Origin of the sequence: Pseudomonas fluorescens (genome assembly GCF_001902145.1) — a bacterium.
Classification (GTDB): Bacteria; Pseudomonadota; Gammaproteobacteria; order Pseudomonadales; family Pseudomonadaceae; genus Aquipseudomonas; species Aquipseudomonas fluorescens_BV.
In genome coordinates, this window is sequence record NZ_MRST01000021.1 from 272,459 (window position 1) to 289,334 (window position 16,876).

The following is a 16,876-nucleotide window of genomic DNA, read 5'->3' on the forward strand; positions in this document are numbered from 1 at the left end:
ATCATCAGTCCCAGCCAGCCGCTGCCTGGGCATGATGCCCTGGCGTATCGGCACCATTAGACATTGCCTGGGGATGCGAGCGTTTGAGTACCAAGCTGATTACCAAAGAGGGTCATGAAGCGCTGAAAAAAGAGCTGGATTACCTATGGCGTGAAAAACGTCCGGATACCACGCGCAAAGTGACCTGGGCAGCCTCCCTGGGAGATCGCAGTGAAAACGCCGATTACCAGTACAACAAGAAGCTGTTGCGCGAGATCGACCGACGGGTGCGTTACCTGCGCAAACGCCTGGAAGACATGCGGGTGGTGGAGTACATGCCCGAGCAGGAGGGAAAGGTATTTTTCGGCGCATGGGTCGAAATCGAAAACGAACAGGGCGAGACCAAGCGTTTTCGCATCGTGGGTTATGACGAGATCTACGACCGTATGGATTACATCTCCATCGACTCACCCATGGCACGGGCCCTGCTGCGCAAGGAGGTGGATGACGAGGCAATCGTACAGACCCCAGGCGGAGAGGTGTGCTGGTGGATCACCAAGATCGAATATGTAAAGCCCGCCTGATGGCACGTACCCTTGGCAGAGTACGCGCCATCGGGGTCAGCTTTCGCGCAGAACGGTCAGCGGGCTAGCATTCAGCGCACGGCGCGTGCCGAACACTCCGGCAGCGCCAATCAACACAGCACCGATCACAGGCAGCAGTAACAACCACGGGTGGGGATGCCACGCCAGGTCAAAGGCATAGCGGTACAGCACCCAGGTCACCAGTTCGGTGCCCAGTGCCGCCAACAAGCCGCTGACGGCGCCCAGCAGGCCGAACTCAATGCGTCGGGCCTTGACCAGCAACTTACGCTCGGCACCCAAGGCGCGTAGCAATGCACCTTGGCGGATTCGTTCATCCAGGGTGGCCTGCAGGCCAGAGAACAACACCGCCATGCCCGCCGCGAGGACAAACAACAGCACGTATTCGACTGCCAGCGTTACTTGGGCAAGGATGCTGCGCAACTGCTCCAGCAGGGCCTCGACCTGCAGGATAGTGACCGCCGGGAAGGCCCGTGACAGGTCGACGATCTGTTGGTCATGGCCGGGAGCCAAATAGAAGCTGGTCAGGTAGGTCGCCGGCAGATCCTTCAAGGTGCCCGGTTGGAAAATCATGAAGAAGTTGGGCTGGAAGTTATCCCAGTTGATGGTGCGCAGGCTGGTGACCCGCGCTTCACGGTTTTCCCCGCCGATGGTGAACAACAGATGGTCGTTGAGCTTGAGCTTCAAGCTCTCGGCCACTTTGGCTTCCACCGACACGCCAGGAACCCCGTCAGTGGGTTGCGCCGACCACCAGGTACCTGCCGTCAGGACGTTACCCGCTGGCAAGTCGGCTGCCCAGGTCAGGCTCAGGTCACGTTGAGTGGCACGGTCGCCACTGGAGTCCTTGCTGACAATCTCCTGCACGGGTTCGCCATTGATGCTGATCAAGCGCCCTGGCACCACCGGGTAGAGCGGCGCTGCTTGTGCCTGGACGTCCAGCAGGCGGGCGCCAAAGGCGTCCTTGTCGGCTGGCAGGATATTCAGGGCGAAGTAGTTGGGCGCATCCTTGGGCAGCTGGTTTTGCCAGGTGTCGAGCAATTCGCCCCGTAACAGCGCGATCAACCCCATGGACAACAGGATCAAGCCAAAGGCCAGGGATTGGCCTGCCGCCGCCAACGGGTGCCGCAACAATTGGCCCAGGCCCAGGCGCCACGGCAGGGAGGCGCGAGCCAGTAACCGCCGAAGGCTCTGTAGCAACAACAGCAGCAAGCCACCCAGGAGCAGCGCAGCGACTACACCGCCGCCGAGTAACGCGAAGGTCAATACCAGGTCCAGGCTCAGGCGCCACATGATCAGCCCCAAGGCAAACAGTGCAGCGCCGTAGACCATCCAGGTGCTTGAAGGAATAGGCAGCAAATCGCGGCGCAATACCCGCAGCGGTGGTACCCGCCCCAGTGCGGCCAGCGGCGGGAGGGCGAAGCCGGCGAGGGCGACCAGCCCGGTGCCGATCCCGGCGACAGCCGGCAGCAACCCGCCTGGCGGTACGTCGGTGGGCAGCAGGTCGTGCAGGAAGTAGAACAGGCCAAATTGCGCCAGCCAGCCGAGCAGGGCGCCGGCCAGGCTCGCCAGTAAGCCCAGCACGCTCAGTTGCAGGCTGAACAGCAGCATGGCTTCACGGCGCGACAGGCCCAGGCAGCGCAACAACGCGCTGGCATCGAAACGTCGACTGGCGAAGCGGTTGGCTGAAAGCGCCACGGCCACGCCAGCCAGCAGCACGGCCACCAGGCTGGCCATGTTCAGGTAACGTTCGGCCTTGCCCAGCGCGCCGCCGATTTGCTGGTTGCCATCGCGGGAGTCCTGCAGCCGCTGGTTGGCGGCGAGGCCCGTTTTGACCAGGTCGCGATAGGTTTGCAGCGCAGTGCTGCCTTGTGGCGCACGCCATAGTTCGCGGTAGCTCACACGGCTGCCTGGCTGGACGACACCGGTGGCGTCCAGGTCCGTCAGGTTGATCATGACCCTGGGCGTGAGGCTGTAGAAGTTCCCGGCCCGGTCGGGCTCGTAGGTCAGGATGCGCGCCAGGCGCAGGGTCTTCATGCCGACATCGATGCTGTCGCCGATTTTCAGGTCCAGCGCCGTCAGCAATCGTGCTTCCACCCAGGCTTCACCGGGTTTGGGACCACCGCCCGGGGTTTGCGTACCGAAGGGCTCGGTGCTGCTTTTAAGCTCGCCGCGCAAGGGGTACTGCTCGTTGACCGCCTTGATGCTGGAGAGCTGGATGCCGTTATCGGTGGCGATAACGCTGGAGAACTCCACGATGCGAGCATGATCCAGGCCCAGTTCGATCCCGGATTTGATTTGTTCGGGACGGGCCGGCGAGCTGCCTTCGAGCACCAGGTCGGCGCCGAGGAACTCGGTGGCGCGCAGCAGCATGGCGCCGTTGAGGCGCGCACCAAAGTAGCCGATGGCGGTGCTGGCAGCCACGGCCACCAGCAGGGCAAAGAACAGCACGCGCAATTCGCCGGCGCGGGCATCGCGCAGTAACTGACGCATGGCAAGGCTGAACAGACGCAACAGCGGCAAACGTGCCATCAAGGCTCCAGGGGCGCGACCATCAGGCCGGCTTCAAGGCGGATCAGGCGCCGGCAACGGTGGGCCAGGCGCTCGTCGTGGGTGACCAGTACCAAGGTCGTACCGCTCTCTTTATTCAACTCGAACAGCAGATCGCTGATGCGCTCGCCAGTATGGCTGTCGAGGTTGCCGGTGGGCTCGTCGGCAAACAGCACGTCCGGTTCGGCGGCAAACGCGCGGGCAATCGCCACGCGTTGTTGTTCGCCACCGGACAGTTGGCGGGGCGAGTGGGTCAGGCGCTGGCCCAGGCCTACGCGCTCCAGCAGGTGTTTGGCTCGCTCGCGGGCGTCCTGGCGACCGTCCAGCTCCAGCGGCAGCATCACGTTTTCCAGCGCGTTCAAGCTGTCGAGCAATTGGAAGGATTGGAATACGAAGCCCACATGCTCGGCACGGATGCGTGCGCGCTGGTCTTCGTCCAGGGTGCTCAGGGCTTGCCCGGCCAGGGTGACTTCGCCGCTGCTGGGCAGGTCGAGGCCGGCCAGCAGGCCCAGTAGCGTGGATTTGCCGGAACCGGAGCTGCCGACGATAGCCAGGCTATCGCCCTTGTTCAGTTCCAGGCTCAGTTCGTGCAGGATAGTCAGTTCACCTTCCGCGCTGGGAACCACTTTGCTAAGGTTTCGCGCGGTGAGAATGCTTGCGCCCATGGAGAATCCGATGCGAGTGTGGTTTTTGAGTGCTGGCCTGGCCTTGATGTGCATGGCCCAGAACGCAGCGGCGGGTACAGTCCTGATCGTTGGCGATAGTATCAGTGCCGGTTTCGGCCTGGATACCCGCAAAGGGTGGGTCGCCTTGCTGGAGCAACGGCTCAAACAGGAGGGTTTTGACGATAAAGTGGTCAATGCTTCCATCAGCGGCGACACCAGTGCGGGAGGCCTCGCACGGCTGCCAGCGGCCCTTGCAGCGCACAAACCGGACGTGGTGGTGATCGAGTTGGGCGGCAACGATGGCTTGCGCGGCCAGCCGCCTGCGCAATTGCAACAAAATCTTGCTTCGATGATCCAGAAGTCCCGGGACAGCGGCGCCAAGGTGCTGTTGTTGGGCATGCAGATTCCGCCCAATTACGGCAAGCGCTATGTCGAAGCCTTTGCCAAGGTATTCGGTGATGTGGCACAGAAAGAAAAGGTGCCGTTTGTGCCGTTTTTCCTCGAGGGCGTGGGTGGCCATCCGGAGTTGATGCAGGCTGACGGGCTGCATCCGGCAGTCGCGGCGCAAGACAAGTTGCTGGAAAATGTCTGGCCAACGCTAAAACCACTGTTATGACGCTTTTCTACCGGCAGGCTTTCGGCTAAGGTGGCGCCCCCCCGATTTGGAGCCCTCGATGTCGCGCCCTGCCTGGTCCCTGTTTAACTACCAACTGATCGAGCCGGACGAGCAGCTGGACCTGTTCGCCTGCCAGGAAGTGCGGGTGCATCTGGTGGCGCGTCAATTGGAACTGGGCGGCTCGATCGACCGCACGCTCTGCGGCACTTTATTGCCGGCGCAACCACGCTGGTCATCGGTCAACCGCTCGATTTTCCAAGACCAGCGACTTTGCCCTTTGTGCCGGGCGATTCTCGAATCGCAAAAGCGCGGCACGCCGCCGATCTGGCCGGAGCTGCGCTTCGAGTTATAGAAGCAGCTGCAAGCTTCAAGCTATAAGCTGTAAGCTAGCGGCTGAAAGCTTGTAGCTCGCTTTTTACCTACCCGTCGTCTTGCGAAGGATTTTCCGGATGTTGTCGCGCCTTTCCGTCGTCACCTGCTGCCTGTCTCTTGCTGCGCTTTGTGCGGCAGGTTCGGCAGCGGCCTTGCAGTTGCCCTTGCCGCCGCCCGGTGAGGACATTGTTGGCCAGGTCCAAGTGATCAAGGCCAAGTACGAAGACACCTTTGCTGACCTTGGCACCACCTACGACCTGGGTTACTCGGAAATGGTCGCGGCCAACCCGGGCGTTGATGCCTGGTTGCCGGGCGCGGGCACCGAAATCGTGCTGCCGACACGCTTTATCCTGCCGCCCGGGCCGCGGGAAGGCATTGTGATCAACCTGGCGGAATACCGGCTCTACTACTATCCAAAAGGCCAAAACGTCGTCTATACCTTCCCGCTTGGTATTGGCCGAGAGGGCTGGGGTTCGCCGATCGCCCATACCAGTATCATCGCCAAGACGCCGAATCCGACCTGGACGCCACCGGCCTCGATCAAGGCCGAGCACGCCGCCAACGGTGACCCGCTGCCCAACGTGGTGCCTGCCGGCCCGGACAACCCGCTGGGGCCCTTCAAGTTCACCCTGGGTACGCCGGGTTACCTGATCCACGGCTCCAACATGAAATTCGGGATCGGCACGCGTACCAGCCACGGGTGCTTCCGCATGTTCAATAACAACGTGTTGGAAATGGCAGGCATGGTGCCGGTAGGCACGTCAGTGCGCATCATCAATGACGCGTACAAGTTCGGCAGCAGTGGTGGCAAGGTCTACCTTGAGGCCCACACGCCGTTGAATGATGACGGTACGCCATCGGTGGTCGACAAGCACACCGCGGTCATCAATGCGTTGCTCAAGCGCGAAGACCTGTCCAATAACCTGCGCGTCAACTGGGACCAGGTGCGTGATGTGGTCGCCGCCGAGGATGGCTTGCCGACCGAAATTGGTGTGCCAGGCGGCGCACCTGTGGCGTCCAGCACCCCGCTCGATCTTCAATAATAAGCCTGAGCGAACATCCCTGTGGGAGCGGGCTTGCTCGCGAAGACGTCGGCCCAGCAAACATTGATGTTGACTGATCCACCGCTTTCGCGAGCAAGCCCGCTCCCACATGCCAAATCAAAGGCAAAAAAAAGCCGACCCATAAATGGATCGGCTTGATAACAACCCCGAAGGATTATTACTTGCGGCTTGCTTTTTCAAGCATGCGCAGAGCGCGCTCGTTAGCTTCGTCAGCAGTCTGTTGTGCTTTTTGAGCAGCAGCCAGAGCTTCATCAGCTTTACGGTAGGCTTCGTCTGCACGGGCCTGGGAGCGAGCTGCTGCGTCTTCAGTTGCAGTCAGACGAGCTTCGGTTTCTTTGGAGACGCTGCTGCAACCGGTAGCCAGAACTGCGGCCAGAGCCAGAGCAGAGAATTTCAGAACGTTGTTCATCGTGTTCCCCTTCAAGGACTTTCAATTTAATGGCTACTTTCTCAGAGTGAGCTAATAGCCGGCGTACATACTACCCATTACTTGTAGTAAGTAAACTGACGTTGCGCAAGAAGCAAAAAAAATTCTTGTGCCGAATCTATTTTGGCTAATCTTTTGACGGTTTGTATGAAAACTGTCCAGGTTTTTGCACCTCGACGAACGTTGGATCCAGGCTGAAAGGGCCGGCCTGCATGTGTTAAGCCTTGTAAACAGATGAAATTTTATATAACGAAGCGGGGCACTTTGGTTGCGCTGGGCTTTACTGCGCCAGGCATCTTTCGCGCATCTAGAGGTGACTTTAAGAGCGGCAGTTCGTCTCAAGGTTCAACTGCCGGCAATGTTCAGGCTATCGGTCACCGGTTGATCGAGGCCCTTTCTATATCCACCAGCGGCGGGGAATGACGAGTGCGCCTTGAGCAATTTCAGGATTGGTGCCTACTATTCCCTATGTGCTGGTTGTGAGCGCTCACGGTTTTCTCGTTGTCGAAACCGGCACGGGGTGGCGTAGATGTTCCTTCGCCGGAAAAACATCGGTAAGGTAGGGTCGTTAATTCAGACCCGCGAGGAGTAGTGATGAGCGAGGCGTTGTCCATCCACCATGACCAGGCTGGTCATCAGTTCGAGACCAATGTGGACGGTCATCGTGCCTACCTGACCTACATGGACCTCGGGAAGCAGACCCTGGATATCTATCGCACCTTCGTGCCCAACGCACTGCGAGGGCGAGGCATTGCGGCTGCATTGACCGAGGAAGCCTTGAAGTATGCCAAAGAGGCCGGCTATGAGGTGATCCCGTCGTGTTCCTATGTCGAACGCTACATGGAGCGCCACCAGCGCCATGCCGCGAAGCTGTAACTGACCAGTTGCCAATAAAAAACGCCGGGCTACGCCCGGCGTTTTTGTGTGCGCGAAACGGGTACAGGCTCAGGTGCGTTTGCGCAGCGGCAATACGTCCTTGAGCTTGGCGTGCATGCTGCGCAGAGTGGTTTCGGTGGCGGACCAGTCGATACAGGCATCGGTGATCGATACACCGTACTGCAAGTCGGCCAGATCCTTTGGAATCGCCTGGCAACCCCAGTTCAAATGGCTCTCGACCATCAAGCCGATGATCGACTGGTTACCTTCCAGAATCTGGTTGGCAACGTTCTCCATTACCAACGGCTGCAACGCCGGGTCTTTGTTTGAGTTGGCGTGGCTGCAGTCAACCATGATGTTTGGCTTGATCTTGGCCTTGTTCAGTGCCTGTTCGCACAGGGCGACGCTGACCGAATCATAGTTGGGCTTGCCATTGCCGCCACGCAGCACCACGTGACCGTAGGCGTTGCCTTTGGTCGTCACGATGGACACGCCGCCTTCCTGGTTGATACCCAGGAAACGGTGAGGGCTGGAGACCGACTGCAGCGCATTGATCGCCACGGTCAGGCCGCCGTCAGTGCCGTTCTTGAAGCCTACGGCCGAAGACAGGCCGGACGCCATTTCGCGGTGGGTCTGGGATTCGGTGGTGCGTGCGCCGATGGCCGACCAACTGATCAGGTCCTGCAGGTATTGCGGGGAGATCGGGTCGAGGGCTTCGGTTGCGGTGGGCAGGCCCATTTCAGCCAGGTCCAGCAACAGCTTGCGACCGATGTGCAAGCCGTCCTGGATTTTGAAGGAGTCGTCCAGGTACGGGTCGTTGATCAAGCCTTTCCAGCCGACGGTGGTGCGCGGTTTCTCGAAATAGACGCGCATGACCAGGTACAAGGTGTCGGACACCTCTGCTGCCAGCACCTTGAGGCGCTCGGCATATTCGTGGGCGGCCTTGAGGTCGTGGATCGAGCAGGGCCCGATCACCACGAACAGGCGGTGGTCGGTGCCGTCGAGAATGTCACGGATGACTTCGCGGCCCTTGGTGACGGTCTGCAGGGCAGCGTCGCTCAGGGGGATTTCGCGCTTGAGCTGATCGGGGGTGATCAGGGTCTCGTTGGATTCAACGTTAAGGTCATTGATCGGTAAATCAGCCATCGTGTTACTCGCCAGGGTCACGGGTGCCGGCCGCCAGCTATCCCCGTGCGGCGGGCACAGCATGATTTGAATGCAGGGGGGAGGAACCTTAGCGCGTAACACGGGCCCGCGACAATGGGCAAAGCCCGGTTTAATCCAGCGCTGGCTGCACAACCGCCTCATGGGAGAACTCGCCGGCATGGCGCGACACCCAGTCACGGGCCATGGCTTCAAGTTGTGCAGGCGTTGGCTCGGCATCTTCGTGCAGGCGGCAGTAACGCTCGATCTGGCACACTTGCTCGCCCATCCGCGCACCGAACAAGGCGTGTTCATCGGTGAAGCAAATACCGATGCGATAGCCCTGTTCGACTTTGCGGCACCAGGCGACATAGCCTGGATAACGGGCGCTGGGCCCCAGGGAAGGGATACGCAGGTCAACCGCCGTGCCGGCGCGCCAGGCACGCGGCCAATTGCAGGCGACGCCGCCGCGGCCGATAGTGTGCAGGCGTTGGCGGGGCAGGGCGGGAGAGGGACGTTGGATCAACTCGACAGCGACATCATCAGGGTGAGGTAAAAAACGACCCATGTACACGGACTCCGAGCGCCGTCCAGTTGACGGCAATGGCAGCAGTATAGTGAAGGAACTGGAATTGACCGACCTGGATATTGACCAGCAATTGCTGGGATTGCCAGGTATTTCGCTGGTAGTGTTCACCAGTGTCGGTTGTGCCAGTTGCCGCTGGGCACGCCAGCAGTTGCCCGGCTGGCACTTGCCGGTGAACCGCGTGTGCTGGGTGGATGCAGGGCACAACGGCGGTGCGGTGGAACGCTACCAGATCTTTCATTTGCCGGCGTTGTTCCTGGTGTGCGAGGGTCAATTCCTTGGGCAATTACAGACACGTCTTACAGCATCCGACCTCGCCGAATGCGTAAACCAGGCGCTCAATCGAATACCAGAGGATTTGCCATGACAGCAGTTGCAGCCCCGTCGCCACGCATTGGCATTATCGGTACCGGTGCCATTGGTGGTTACTACGGACTGATGCTGGCGCGTGCCGGCTTCGATGTGCATTTCCTGTTGCGCAGCGAATATGCCGCGGTGAGCAGGCATGGCCTGCACGTCAACAGTACGGTGCATGGGCAACTGCACCTGCATCCGGTTCAGGCCTATGCCAGCGCCGCCGACATGCCGCCGTGCGACTGGCTATTGGTGGGCACCAAGTCCACCGGCAATGTGGACCTGGCGCCAACCATCGCCCAGGTGGCGGCGCCGGACGCCAAAGTGGTGCTCTTGCAAAACGGCCTCGATGTCGAAGACAGCCTGCGTGAACACCTGCCGCCGTCGCTGCATCTGTTGGGCGGCCTGTGCTACATCGGTGTGCACCGCTCGGCCCCCGGAGTGGTCGAGCATCAGGCGTTGGGCCGGGTCAACCTGGGCTATCACAGTGGCACGGCGGCCAACGATGAGGTGCAGCAACAGGCGATTGTCGAAGCCGGCGCCGGGCTGTTTCATCAAGCTGGCATCGAATCCCAGGCCATGGCCAATGTGCTTCTGGCGCGTTGGCACAAGCTGGTCTGGAACGTGCCGTTCAACGGCCTCTCGGTATTGCTGGGCACGGGCACCACAGCCATGATGGCCGATGAGTCCAGCCGCGAGTTGATCCAGGCGCTGATGGCCGAGGTGGTGCAGGGCGCTCATGCCTGCGGGCATGAAATTCCTACCAGTTACGCTGGGCAGATGTTCGCCATGACAGAAACCATGGACGACTACCTGCCCAGCATGTACCACGACCATCTGCACAAGCGGCCGCTGGAGCTGGCGGCCATCTACGCCCGTCCCTTGGCCGCTGCCAAAGCGGCCGGTTGCGAACTGCCACGCATGCAGGCGCTCTATCAGGCCTTGAGTTTTATTGATCGGCACAACCGCTGAGTAGGGGGAACCACCATGGTGAAGGGATTAGCTGACAAACTGGTGCTGGCGATTTCCTCACGAGCGCTGTTCGACCTGAGTGACAGCCACAAGGTTTATCTGGCTGAAGGGGTCGAGGCTTACCGCAAATACCAGATCGAGCACGAGGAAGAAACCCTCGAGCCTGGCGATGCCTTCCCGCTGGTCAAGAAGCTGCTGAGCCTGAATGCCAGCCTGGGGCGTGCGCGGGTCGAGGTGGTGTTGGTGTCGCGCAACAGTGCCGATACCGGGCTGCGGGTGTTCAACTCGATCCAGCATTACGGCCTGGATATTTCCCGCGCCGCGTTCGTAGGCGGGCGTAGTCCCTATCCCTATTTGGCCGCCTTCGGTTGTCATCTGTTTCTCTCCACCCATGCTGAAGATGTGCGCAGCGCCCTCGATGCCGGGTTTGCGGCCGCGACGATTTTGTCCGGCGGCCCGCGCCGCGCTTCCAGCGAAGAGCTGCGCATCGCATTCGATGGCGATGCCGTGCTGTTCTCCGATGAGTCCGAGCGTGTCTACCAGGCCGGCGGGCTGGCAGCCTTCCAGGCCAGCGAGCGAGAGTCGGCGCGCCAGCCTTTGCACGGCGGTCCGTTCAAGGGCTTCCTGGCGGCACTGAACCTGTTGCAACGTGAGTTTGCCGATGAGGCCTGCCCGATCCGTACCGCGTTGGTCACCGCACGTTCGGCACCGTCCCATGAACGCGTGATCCGCACGTTGCGCGAGTGGGATATCCGCCTGGACGAGTCGCTGTTCCTCGGTGGCCTGGAAAAATCCGCGTTTCTGGAAGCCTTTGCCGCCGATGTGTTTTTCGATGACCAGGCCGGCCATTGCGAGAAAGCCAGGGAGGTAGTGGCCACCGGGCACGTGCCCCATGGCATCAGCAATGAGTTGAGAATCCAGACCGAGAGCTAGCTGCTAAGCTCATTCAATTCCCGCCATCCTGGCAGTCCAGGAGGTTTTATGATTCGCTCGATGCTGTTTGCCACGGACCTCGGTCTGTATGCACCCTATGTGATGCAACATGCAGTGGCGCTGGCGCGAACGTTCAAGGCTGACCTGTATGTGATCCACGTGGTCGAGCCCATTGGCTTGTTCGCCGAATCGGTGTTGCAGAGCTACCTTGATGAAACCGCCTTGAGCGAATGGCAGAGCAAGGGGCTGAGCACGGTGATGGCGACGATTGAACAGCGCGTGCTGGACAGCTTTCGCGAGGAGTGGGAGGAAGGGGAGCAGGACCTGCAATGGATTCGCTCGGTCAAGGTTATCCAGGGGGACCCTTGCGAGGTGATTCTCGACCAGTTGCGAAAACTGTCCGTCGACTTGCTGGTCGTAGGCAGTCATAGCCAGGCAACCGGAGTGGCCGTCCCCCTTGGGCGTACCGCCGCACGGGTGTTGCAGTTGTCGCCGGTGCCGGTTTACCTGGTGCCGTCGCTGCAGCGTCGGCGCAGTGACGATAGTTGATCGGTAAAAACGATAAAAAGTTCTAGATTTATCCGTCAAACCTTTAATATAGTTATATATCGTCGCTGATACCCGTGGCGTCTATCTGCTTTGAGGGATTCATATGAAGCTTCAACAACTGCGCTACATCTGGGAAGTGGCGCACCACGACCTCAACGTTTCCGCTACCGCTCAAAGCCTCTATACCTCGCAGCCTGGTATCAGCAAGCAGATCCGCCTGCTCGAAGACGAGTTGGGCGTCGAAGTCTTCGCACGCAGCGGCAAACACCTGACCCGCGTCACTCCAGCTGGCGAGCGCATCATCACCACCGCCGGCGAGATCCTGCGTAAAGTCGAAAGCATCAAGCAGATCGCCCAGGAATTCTCCAACGAGAAGAAAGGCACCTTGTCGATCGCCACCACTCACACCCAGGCGCGCTATGCATTGCCGCCGGTGATCCGTGATTTCATCAAGCAATACCCGGACGTGGCCCTGCACATGCACCAGGGTTCGCCGATGCAGATTGCCGAGATGGCCGCTGACGGCACCGTCGATTTTGCCATCGCCACCGAGGCCCTGGAATTGTTCGGCGACCTGGTAATGATGCCCTGCTACCGTTGGAACCGCTGCGTGGTTGTGCCCCAGGGGCACCCTTTGGCCAAGCTGCCGAAGCTGACCCTGGAAGCCTTGGCTGAATACCCGATCGTGACCTACGTGTTCGGCTTTACCGGCCGTTCCAAGCTCGACGAAGCGTTCAGCCATCGCGGCCTCACGCCCAAGGTGGTGTTCACCGCTGCCGATGCCGACGTGATCAAGACCTATGTTCGCCTGGGCCTGGGCGTCGGGATCGTCGCCAAGATGGCGGTCGACACCAACCTCGACAAAGACCTGGTGGTGCTGGATGCCAGCGAATTGTTCGAGTCCAGCGTGACCAAGATCGGTTTCCGCCGCGGTACCTTCCTGCGCGGCTTCATGTGCGACTTCATCGAGAAGTTCGCACCGCACCTGACCCGTGAAGTGATGGCCAAGGCGATCCAGTGCCACAACAAGCAAGAGCTGGAAGAGTTGTTCGACGGCGTTGAATTGCCCGTCCACTGACCGCGATGACCTTGTAGGAGCGAGCTTGCTCGCGAAGATCGCCAACGTTAACGCGAGGTGCCAGGTTGTATGCGGCGCCCTTGCGTTCCTTCGCGAGCAAGCTCGCTCCTACAGGGAAGCTGCAGGTTATCTGGCCTCGGTAACCGTAAAGTGCTGCCGAGCGCCGGTCACCAGAATCTCCACCTCTTCATCGATGCGCTTGCCCAAGAGGTTTTTGCCCAGGGGCGAGCGCGGCGTGATGACGGTCACCGGTTGCCCGACCACATCCACTTTCAAACCCGCTGCATCCGGCGCCAGGAACAGCCATTGCTGACGACCGTCCTCGTCTTCCAGGCCCACTAGCGTGCCTGTCTCTATCCCGCGTCGATCATCGTATGCACGTAGCTGCAGTTGCTGGCACAGCACCAGCGATTGCTTGATCTCCTCCACTCGCCGGGCCTGCCCGGTGGCCAGGTACGAAGCCTCCAGGCCGAGGGTGTCGTATTTGTTCTCGGCAATGTTTTCTTCGTGGGTCGCGGTTTCGTAAGCGGTCTGCGCGGCGCGTTGGACGATGTCGAGGTCGACGGTGAGCTTTTCCAGGATCAACTGGAGCACGGCGTGTTTATTCATGGCGGTATTTGGCATCAATCGCAGAATTGCAGGACATTGGCCCGCGTCTTTTCATTGGGGGCGTTCTGGTCTTGTTGCAGCCAGAACTGGCATTTGGGGTTGGACAGGTTACGCGCGTTGCTTCGGGCCTGGTCCAGGGCCTGTTGTTGTTCCTGTTTTTGCAGGTTCTGTTGGTACTGTTCGAACAGACGGTTCGGTGGCTGCGGTTCAACCATCGCCGGTTTGCCCAATTGCTGAACCGCCTGTGCCACCGGCGCCAGGCCCTGGGGGAACAGGTAGCGAGACGCCAGCCAGGTGGTCAGCGCAATGGCGATAAACCCTAGCCACACGCCTGCGGCAATCGCGATGCAGAGTTTGAGCGGCGATAACGGACGGTCAGACATAAGGGCCTCCTGGCAGGCAATGACGGCATGACGGTGATTGTCGCACAGCCTCCGTGCAGAATAATCGCGATCAAGCCTTCTGCATCCACGCATTTATGCGGACAATCGAACCTTTGATCGATGGAGCCCGGAATGAAAGCCCGCTGGGATATTTTTTGCAGTGTCGTCGACAACTACGGCGACATCGGCGTGACCTGGCGCCTGGCCCGGCAGTTGGTGGTGGAGCATGGCTGTGACGTGCGCTTGTGGGTCGATGACCTGCGGGCCTTCGAACGCATGTGCCCGGACATTGATGTGCAGGTGGGCCAGCAATGGCAAGAGGGCGTCGAAGTGCGTCACTGGCCGGCCGAATGGCCAGGCGCGCACCCGGCCGATGTGGTGATTGCTGCGTTCGCTTGCCAGCTACCGCCTGAGTACATGGACCGCATGGCCGAGTGTGAACGTGCGCCATTGTGGATGAATCTGGATTACCTCAGCGCTGAAGACTGGGTGGTGGGTTGTCATCGCTTGCCTTCGGTGAAGTACAAAGGCGTGCAGAAATACTTTTTCTTCCCCGGGTTTCGCCCTGGCACCGGCGGCCTGTTGCGTGAAGCCGGCTTGTTGGAGCGACGCCAGGCGTTTCAACAGGACGCCGCCGCGCAGCAACAGTTCCTGCAAAGCCTGGGCGTTGCTCCGACGGCCGGCGCGCGTTTGATGTCGCTGTTTGCCTATGAGAATGATGGCTTGGCCGGCTGGCTGGACGTGCTGGCAGCCGATGGGCGTAGGACGCACTTGCTGGTGCCGGAAGGGCGCATTCTGGGGGATGTGCAACGCTGGCTGGGGGTGAGCAGTTTGTCGGCGGGAGACATTCAGGTGCGCGGCGCGCTGACCGTTCAGGTCATTGCATTCGTGCGTCAGGAGCAATATGACCGATTGCTATGGTGCTGCGAATTCAACGCCGTACGTGGCGAAGACTCGTTCGTGCGTGCCCAGTGGGCGGGGAGGCCAATGCTATGGCACATCTACCGCCAGGACGAAGACATCCACCTGGACAAGCTCGATGCCTTCCTGGAACTGTACACTGCTGCACTTTCACCGGCCGCCAAGGCTGCCGTCGTCACGCTTTGGCAAGCCTGGAACGCTGATGGCGATATGGCTCAGTCCTGGAAAATGCTGCTGGAACACTGGCCCGAGGTCGCCCAGCACGCTGAGAAGTGGTGTCTGGAACAAGGCTTGCAGGCCGATCTTGCGACGGCGCTGGTACAGTTTTATGAAAGTTGGATATGATACGCCACCTTGATTTTTGTCAATCCCATCCAAATTTCGGATATACGCAATGAAAACTGGTAAAGAACTGAAACCCGGTACAGTGATCCGTCTCGAAAACGACCCTTGGCTGGTTCAGAAAGCTGAGTTCACCAAGTCTGGTCGTAACAGCGCAATCATGAAGACCAAGCTGAAGAACCTGCTGACCGGTTACAAGACCGAGATCGTCTACAGCGCCGATGACAAACTGGACGACGTAATCCTCGACCGCAAAGAAGCGACCCTGTCCTTCATCAGCGGCGACACCTACACGTTCATGGACACCACCGACTACACCATGTACGAGCTGAACGCTGAAGACATCGAAGCCGTTCTGCCGTTCATCGAAGAAGGCATGGAAGACGTCTGCGAAGCGATTTTCTTCGAAGAGCGCCTGGTGTCCGTAGAGCTGCCGACTACCATCGTGCGTAAGGTTGCCTACACCGAAGGTTCCGCTCGTGGCGACACTTCGGGCAAGGTGATGAAGCCTGCCAAGCTGAGCAACGGTACCGAACTGCAAGTGGCCGATTTCATCGAAATCGACGACCTGATCGAGATCGACACCCGTGAAGGTGGTTCGTACAAAGGTCGCGCCAAGAAGTAATTCTGGCCCCGGCGATACGAAAAAAAGCCCGACCTTGAGTCGGGCTTTTTCATGGGCGTCTGTTTTTCAGACCGTTACATGCAAGCGCACATCAACGTTGCCACGGGTGGCGTTGGAGTACGGGCAGACTTGGTGCGCGGCGTCGACCAGGCTTTGCGCGTCATCCTGGGCCAGGCCCGGCAGGCTGATATGCAGGTCGATATCCAGGCCGAAGCCGCCAGGGATCTGGCCGATGCCAACGTGGGCGGTGATCGAAGCGTCATCCGGAATTTTGCGTTTGGTCTGGCTGGCAACGAATTTCAGTGCGCCGATAAAGCAGGCGGAGTAGCCGGCAGCAAACAATTGCTCGGGGTTAGTGGCTTGGCCGCCGGCGCCACCCAACTCCTTGGGAGTCGACAGTTTGACGTCGAGGATATTGTCGCTGGAAACGGCGCGACCATCACGGCCGCCAGTGGCGGTGGCTACTGCGGTATAGAGCGTTTGCATGGGGCGTTCCTCTTGGTTTTTAGCGCTAAACATTTGCGCGCTAAGTAGTTGGTGAGGCGAATGTATAGCGCTAACTTTTAGCGCGCAAGTTAATTTTTCAGTTTTTTGACTGATTGGAAAATTTGAGGGCACCGCAGAGCAAAAAGTGGGAGCTGGCTTGCCTGCGATGACGGTGTGTCAGTCAATGCATTGTTGACTGATGTACCGCAATCGCAGGCAAGCCAGCTCCCACTTTTTTTTAGGTGTGTGTTGCGTCAGATGCTGGTTTGCAGATTGGCGCGCAACGCGATCAGGTCGCCTTGCAGCTTGCGCAATTGCTCCAGCGCCATCCCGCTGGCGCCCAGGATGCATTGCGGAACATCCTTGGCCTTCTCCTGCAAGGCGCGCCCGGCGTCGGTCAGTTCCACGACTACCACTCGTTCATCTTCGCGGCTGCGGGTACGGCTGAGCAGGCCCTCGGCTTCCAGGCGCTTGAGCAGTGGCGTCATGGAGCCTGGGTCCGTCAGGAGGCGGCTGCTGATTTCGCTGACGGTCAATTCATCCTCTTCCCACAGCACCATCATGGCCAGGTATTGCGGGTAGGTCAGGCCGATGGCTTGGAGCAGCGGCTTGTAGACCTTGGTCATCAGCAATGAAGTAGAGTGCAGGGCGAAGCACAGCTGGTTGTCCAGCAACAGCGATTCGCAAGGATCAGGGTTTTTGCTCATGGTGGCGTCTCGAAAAAGCATGTCTGGGCTGGAATCTAGC

At 59.7% G+C, this 16,876-nt stretch carries 21 protein-coding genes; 12 read left to right on the forward strand and 9 right to left on the reverse strand.

All coding sequences use genetic code 11. The annotated features are described in order from the left end of the window. Nucleotides 1-83: 83 nt before the first annotated feature. Nucleotides 84-563 (forward strand): transcription elongation factor GreB, encoded by a 480-nt coding sequence (gene greB / locus BUE92_RS09905; protein ID WP_032897540.1) that lies wholly within the window; start codon nucleotides 84-86, stop codon nucleotides 561-563. 36 nt (nucleotides 564-599) lie between these two features. Here greB and BUE92_RS09910 read toward each other — a convergent pair whose 3' ends face one another. Both BUE92_RS09910 and BUE92_RS09915 read right to left on the reverse strand, forming a co-directional pair. Beyond that, nucleotides 600-3,110 (reverse strand): ABC transporter permease, encoded by a 2,511-nt coding sequence (locus tag BUE92_RS09910; protein ID WP_073523429.1) that lies wholly within the window; start codon nucleotides 3,108-3,110, stop codon nucleotides 600-602. After that, on the reverse strand, nucleotides 3,110-3,793 hold the full coding sequence (locus BUE92_RS09915) for an ABC transporter ATP-binding protein (protein WP_003189864.1): 684 nt from the start codon (nucleotides 3,791-3,793) through the stop codon (nucleotides 3,110-3,112). Before BUE92_RS09915 ends, BUE92_RS09910 begins: the two co-directional genes overlap by 1 nt. A 10-nt stretch (nucleotides 3,794-3,803) precedes the next feature. Here BUE92_RS09915 and BUE92_RS09920 point away from each other — a divergent pair, with 10 nt between their 5' ends. From BUE92_RS09920 to BUE92_RS09930, 3 genes are all read left to right on the forward strand, one after another. After that, complete coding sequence (locus BUE92_RS09920; RefSeq protein WP_073523430.1) at nucleotides 3,804-4,409, forward strand: arylesterase; 606 nt, start codon at nucleotides 3,804-3,806, stop codon at nucleotides 4,407-4,409. Nucleotides 4,410-4,467: 58 nt separating this feature from the next. Beyond that, nucleotides 4,468-4,761 (forward strand): hypothetical protein, encoded by a 294-nt coding sequence (locus BUE92_RS09925; RefSeq protein ID WP_003189866.1) that lies wholly within the window; start codon nucleotides 4,468-4,470, stop codon nucleotides 4,759-4,761. A 97-nt stretch (nucleotides 4,762-4,858) separates the two neighbouring features. Next, nucleotides 4,859-5,824 carry a L,D-transpeptidase family protein gene (locus BUE92_RS09930; RefSeq protein WP_019820319.1) on the forward strand — a complete coding sequence of 322 codons (966 nt, stop codon included), beginning with the start codon at nucleotides 4,859-4,861 and terminating at the stop codon, nucleotides 5,822-5,824. A 178-nt stretch (nucleotides 5,825-6,002) separates the two neighbouring features. On the opposite strand, the gene oprI is transcribed toward BUE92_RS09930, so the two are convergent. Further along, nucleotides 6,003-6,254 carry an outer membrane lipoprotei OprI gene (oprI, locus tag BUE92_RS09935; RefSeq protein WP_003172710.1) on the reverse strand — a complete coding sequence of 84 codons (252 nt, stop codon included), beginning with the start codon at nucleotides 6,252-6,254 and terminating at the stop codon, nucleotides 6,003-6,005. 612 nt (nucleotides 6,255-6,866) lie between these two features. Between oprI and BUE92_RS09940 the strand changes: the two genes are divergently transcribed. After that, nucleotides 6,867-7,148, forward strand: coding sequence for a GNAT family N-acetyltransferase (locus BUE92_RS09940; RefSeq protein ID WP_073523431.1), 282 nt, complete (start codon nucleotides 6,867-6,869; stop codon nucleotides 7,146-7,148). Nucleotides 7,149-7,217: 69 nt separating this feature from the next. On the opposite strand, the gene BUE92_RS09945 is transcribed toward BUE92_RS09940, so the two are convergent. Both BUE92_RS09945 and BUE92_RS09950 read right to left on the reverse strand, forming a co-directional pair. Then, a complete protein-coding gene (locus BUE92_RS09945) occupies nucleotides 7,218-8,294 on the reverse strand; it encodes a 3-deoxy-7-phosphoheptulonate synthase (RefSeq protein ID WP_073523432.1) in 1,077 nt (358 codons plus the stop codon). Between the two features lie 130 nt (nucleotides 8,295-8,424). Further along, complete coding sequence (locus BUE92_RS09950) at nucleotides 8,425-8,859, reverse strand: pilus assembly protein PilZ (protein ID WP_073523433.1); 435 nt, start codon at nucleotides 8,857-8,859, stop codon at nucleotides 8,425-8,427. Between BUE92_RS09950 and BUE92_RS09955 the strand changes: the two genes are divergently transcribed. The 5 genes from BUE92_RS09955 to cysB all read left to right on the forward strand — a co-directional run bounded on the left by BUE92_RS09955 (nucleotide 8,858) and on the right by cysB (nucleotide 12,763). Further along, complete coding sequence (locus BUE92_RS09955; RefSeq protein WP_073523435.1) at nucleotides 8,858-9,244, forward strand: thioredoxin; 387 nt, start codon at nucleotides 8,858-8,860, stop codon at nucleotides 9,242-9,244. The genes BUE92_RS09950 and BUE92_RS09955 overlap by 2 nt on opposite strands. Then, nucleotides 9,241-10,203 carry a putative 2-dehydropantoate 2-reductase gene (locus BUE92_RS09960; protein ID WP_073523436.1) on the forward strand — a complete coding sequence of 321 codons (963 nt, stop codon included), beginning with the start codon at nucleotides 9,241-9,243 and terminating at the stop codon, nucleotides 10,201-10,203. Before BUE92_RS09955 ends, BUE92_RS09960 begins: the two co-directional genes overlap by 4 nt. A 15-nt stretch (nucleotides 10,204-10,218) precedes the next feature. Then, entirely contained in the window at nucleotides 10,219-11,136 is a 918-nt protein-coding gene (locus tag BUE92_RS09965; RefSeq protein ID WP_034126732.1) for a 5'-nucleotidase, read from the forward strand. 48 nt (nucleotides 11,137-11,184) lie between these two features. Beyond that, nucleotides 11,185-11,685: a universal stress protein gene (locus BUE92_RS09970; protein WP_034126733.1), complete on the forward strand. Its 501-nt coding sequence runs from the start codon at nucleotides 11,185-11,187 to the stop codon at nucleotides 11,683-11,685. A 103-nt stretch (nucleotides 11,686-11,788) separates the two neighbouring features. Continuing rightward, on the forward strand, nucleotides 11,789-12,763 hold the full coding sequence (gene cysB / locus BUE92_RS09975) for an HTH-type transcriptional regulator CysB (RefSeq protein WP_003189876.1): 975 nt from the start codon (nucleotides 11,789-11,791) through the stop codon (nucleotides 12,761-12,763). Nucleotides 12,764-12,889: 126 nt separating this feature from the next. Here the strand turns inward: cysB and BUE92_RS09980 are convergent, their stop codons facing one another. Together BUE92_RS09980 and BUE92_RS09985 are read right to left on the reverse strand one after the other, a co-directional pair. Further along, complete coding sequence (locus BUE92_RS09980; RefSeq protein ID WP_073523437.1) at nucleotides 12,890-13,372, reverse strand: GreA/GreB family elongation factor; 483 nt, start codon at nucleotides 13,370-13,372, stop codon at nucleotides 12,890-12,892. A 14-nt stretch (nucleotides 13,373-13,386) separates the two neighbouring features. Further along, nucleotides 13,387-13,755, reverse strand: a complete 369-nt coding sequence (locus BUE92_RS09985; protein ID WP_073523438.1) for a hypothetical protein — start codon at nucleotides 13,753-13,755, stop codon at nucleotides 13,387-13,389. A gap of 132 nt (nucleotides 13,756-13,887) precedes the next feature. Here BUE92_RS09985 and earP point away from each other — a divergent pair, with 132 nt between their 5' ends. Then, nucleotides 13,888-15,021, forward strand: coding sequence for an elongation factor P maturation arginine rhamnosyltransferase EarP (gene earP, locus BUE92_RS09990; protein WP_073523439.1), 1,134 nt, complete (start codon nucleotides 13,888-13,890; stop codon nucleotides 15,019-15,021). A 49-nt stretch (nucleotides 15,022-15,070) separates the two neighbouring features. Beyond that, complete coding sequence (locus tag BUE92_RS09995) at nucleotides 15,071-15,643, forward strand: elongation factor P (RefSeq protein WP_003172723.1); 573 nt, start codon at nucleotides 15,071-15,073, stop codon at nucleotides 15,641-15,643. A 66-nt stretch (nucleotides 15,644-15,709) separates the two neighbouring features. Here BUE92_RS09995 and BUE92_RS10000 read toward each other — a convergent pair whose 3' ends face one another. Together BUE92_RS10000 and BUE92_RS10005 are read right to left on the reverse strand one after the other, a co-directional pair. Next, the gene (locus tag BUE92_RS10000; protein ID WP_010176159.1) at nucleotides 15,710-16,129 is read right to left on the reverse strand and encodes an organic hydroperoxide resistance protein; all 420 of its coding nucleotides are present in this window, start codon (nucleotides 16,127-16,129) and stop codon (nucleotides 15,710-15,712) included. Between the two features lie 254 nt (nucleotides 16,130-16,383). Then, nucleotides 16,384-16,836, reverse strand: a complete 453-nt coding sequence (locus BUE92_RS10005) for a MarR family winged helix-turn-helix transcriptional regulator (protein WP_073523440.1) — start codon at nucleotides 16,834-16,836, stop codon at nucleotides 16,384-16,386. Nucleotides 16,837-16,876 lie beyond the last annotated feature (40 nt).

Excerpts from the sequence above, each read along its gene's own strand:
- BUE92_RS09910 (WP_073523429.1), bottom strand. The coding sequence starts at position 3,110 with ATGGCACGTTTGCCGCTGTTGCGTCTGTTCAGCCTTGCCATGCGTCAG.
- BUE92_RS09915 (WP_003189864.1), bottom strand. The coding sequence starts at position 3,793 with ATGGGCGCAAGCATTCTCACCGCGCGAAACCTTAGCAAAGTGGTTCCC.
- BUE92_RS09920 (WP_073523430.1), top strand. The coding sequence starts at position 3,804 with ATGCGAGTGTGGTTTTTGAGTGCTGGCCTGGCCTTGATGTGCATGGCC.
- BUE92_RS09925 (WP_003189866.1), top strand. The coding sequence starts at position 4,468 with ATGTCGCGCCCTGCCTGGTCCCTGTTTAACTACCAACTGATCGAGCCG.
- BUE92_RS09930 (WP_019820319.1), top strand. The coding sequence starts at position 4,859 with ATGTTGTCGCGCCTTTCCGTCGTCACCTGCTGCCTGTCTCTTGCTGCG.
- oprI (WP_003172710.1), bottom strand. The coding sequence starts at position 6,254 with ATGAACAACGTTCTGAAATTCTCTGCTCTGGCTCTGGCCGCAGTTCTG.
- BUE92_RS09940 (WP_073523431.1), top strand. The coding sequence starts at position 6,867 with ATGAGCGAGGCGTTGTCCATCCACCATGACCAGGCTGGTCATCAGTTC.
- BUE92_RS09945 (WP_073523432.1), bottom strand. The coding sequence starts at position 8,294 with ATGGCTGATTTACCGATCAATGACCTTAACGTTGAATCCAACGAGACC.
- BUE92_RS09955 (WP_073523435.1), top strand. The coding sequence starts at position 8,858 with ATGTACACGGACTCCGAGCGCCGTCCAGTTGACGGCAATGGCAGCAGT.
- BUE92_RS09950 (WP_073523433.1), bottom strand. The coding sequence starts at position 8,859 with ATGGGTCGTTTTTTACCTCACCCTGATGATGTCGCTGTCGAGTTGATC.
- BUE92_RS09960 (WP_073523436.1), top strand. The coding sequence starts at position 9,241 with ATGACAGCAGTTGCAGCCCCGTCGCCACGCATTGGCATTATCGGTACC.
- BUE92_RS09965 (WP_034126732.1), top strand. The coding sequence starts at position 10,219 with ATGGTGAAGGGATTAGCTGACAAACTGGTGCTGGCGATTTCCTCACGA.
- BUE92_RS09970 (WP_034126733.1), top strand. The coding sequence starts at position 11,185 with ATGATTCGCTCGATGCTGTTTGCCACGGACCTCGGTCTGTATGCACCC.
- cysB (WP_003189876.1), top strand. The coding sequence starts at position 11,789 with ATGAAGCTTCAACAACTGCGCTACATCTGGGAAGTGGCGCACCACGAC.
- BUE92_RS09980 (WP_073523437.1), bottom strand. The coding sequence starts at position 13,372 with ATGAATAAACACGCCGTGCTCCAGTTGATCCTGGAAAAGCTCACCGTC.
- BUE92_RS09985 (WP_073523438.1), bottom strand. The coding sequence starts at position 13,755 with ATGTCTGACCGTCCGTTATCGCCGCTCAAACTCTGCATCGCGATTGCC.
- earP (WP_073523439.1), top strand. The coding sequence starts at position 13,888 with ATGAAAGCCCGCTGGGATATTTTTTGCAGTGTCGTCGACAACTACGGC.
- BUE92_RS09995 (WP_003172723.1), top strand. The coding sequence starts at position 15,071 with ATGAAAACTGGTAAAGAACTGAAACCCGGTACAGTGATCCGTCTCGAA.
- BUE92_RS10000 (WP_010176159.1), bottom strand. The coding sequence starts at position 16,129 with ATGCAAACGCTCTATACCGCAGTAGCCACCGCCACTGGCGGCCGTGAT.
- BUE92_RS10005 (WP_073523440.1), bottom strand. The coding sequence starts at position 16,836 with ATGAGCAAAAACCCTGATCCTTGCGAATCGCTGTTGCTGGACAACCAG.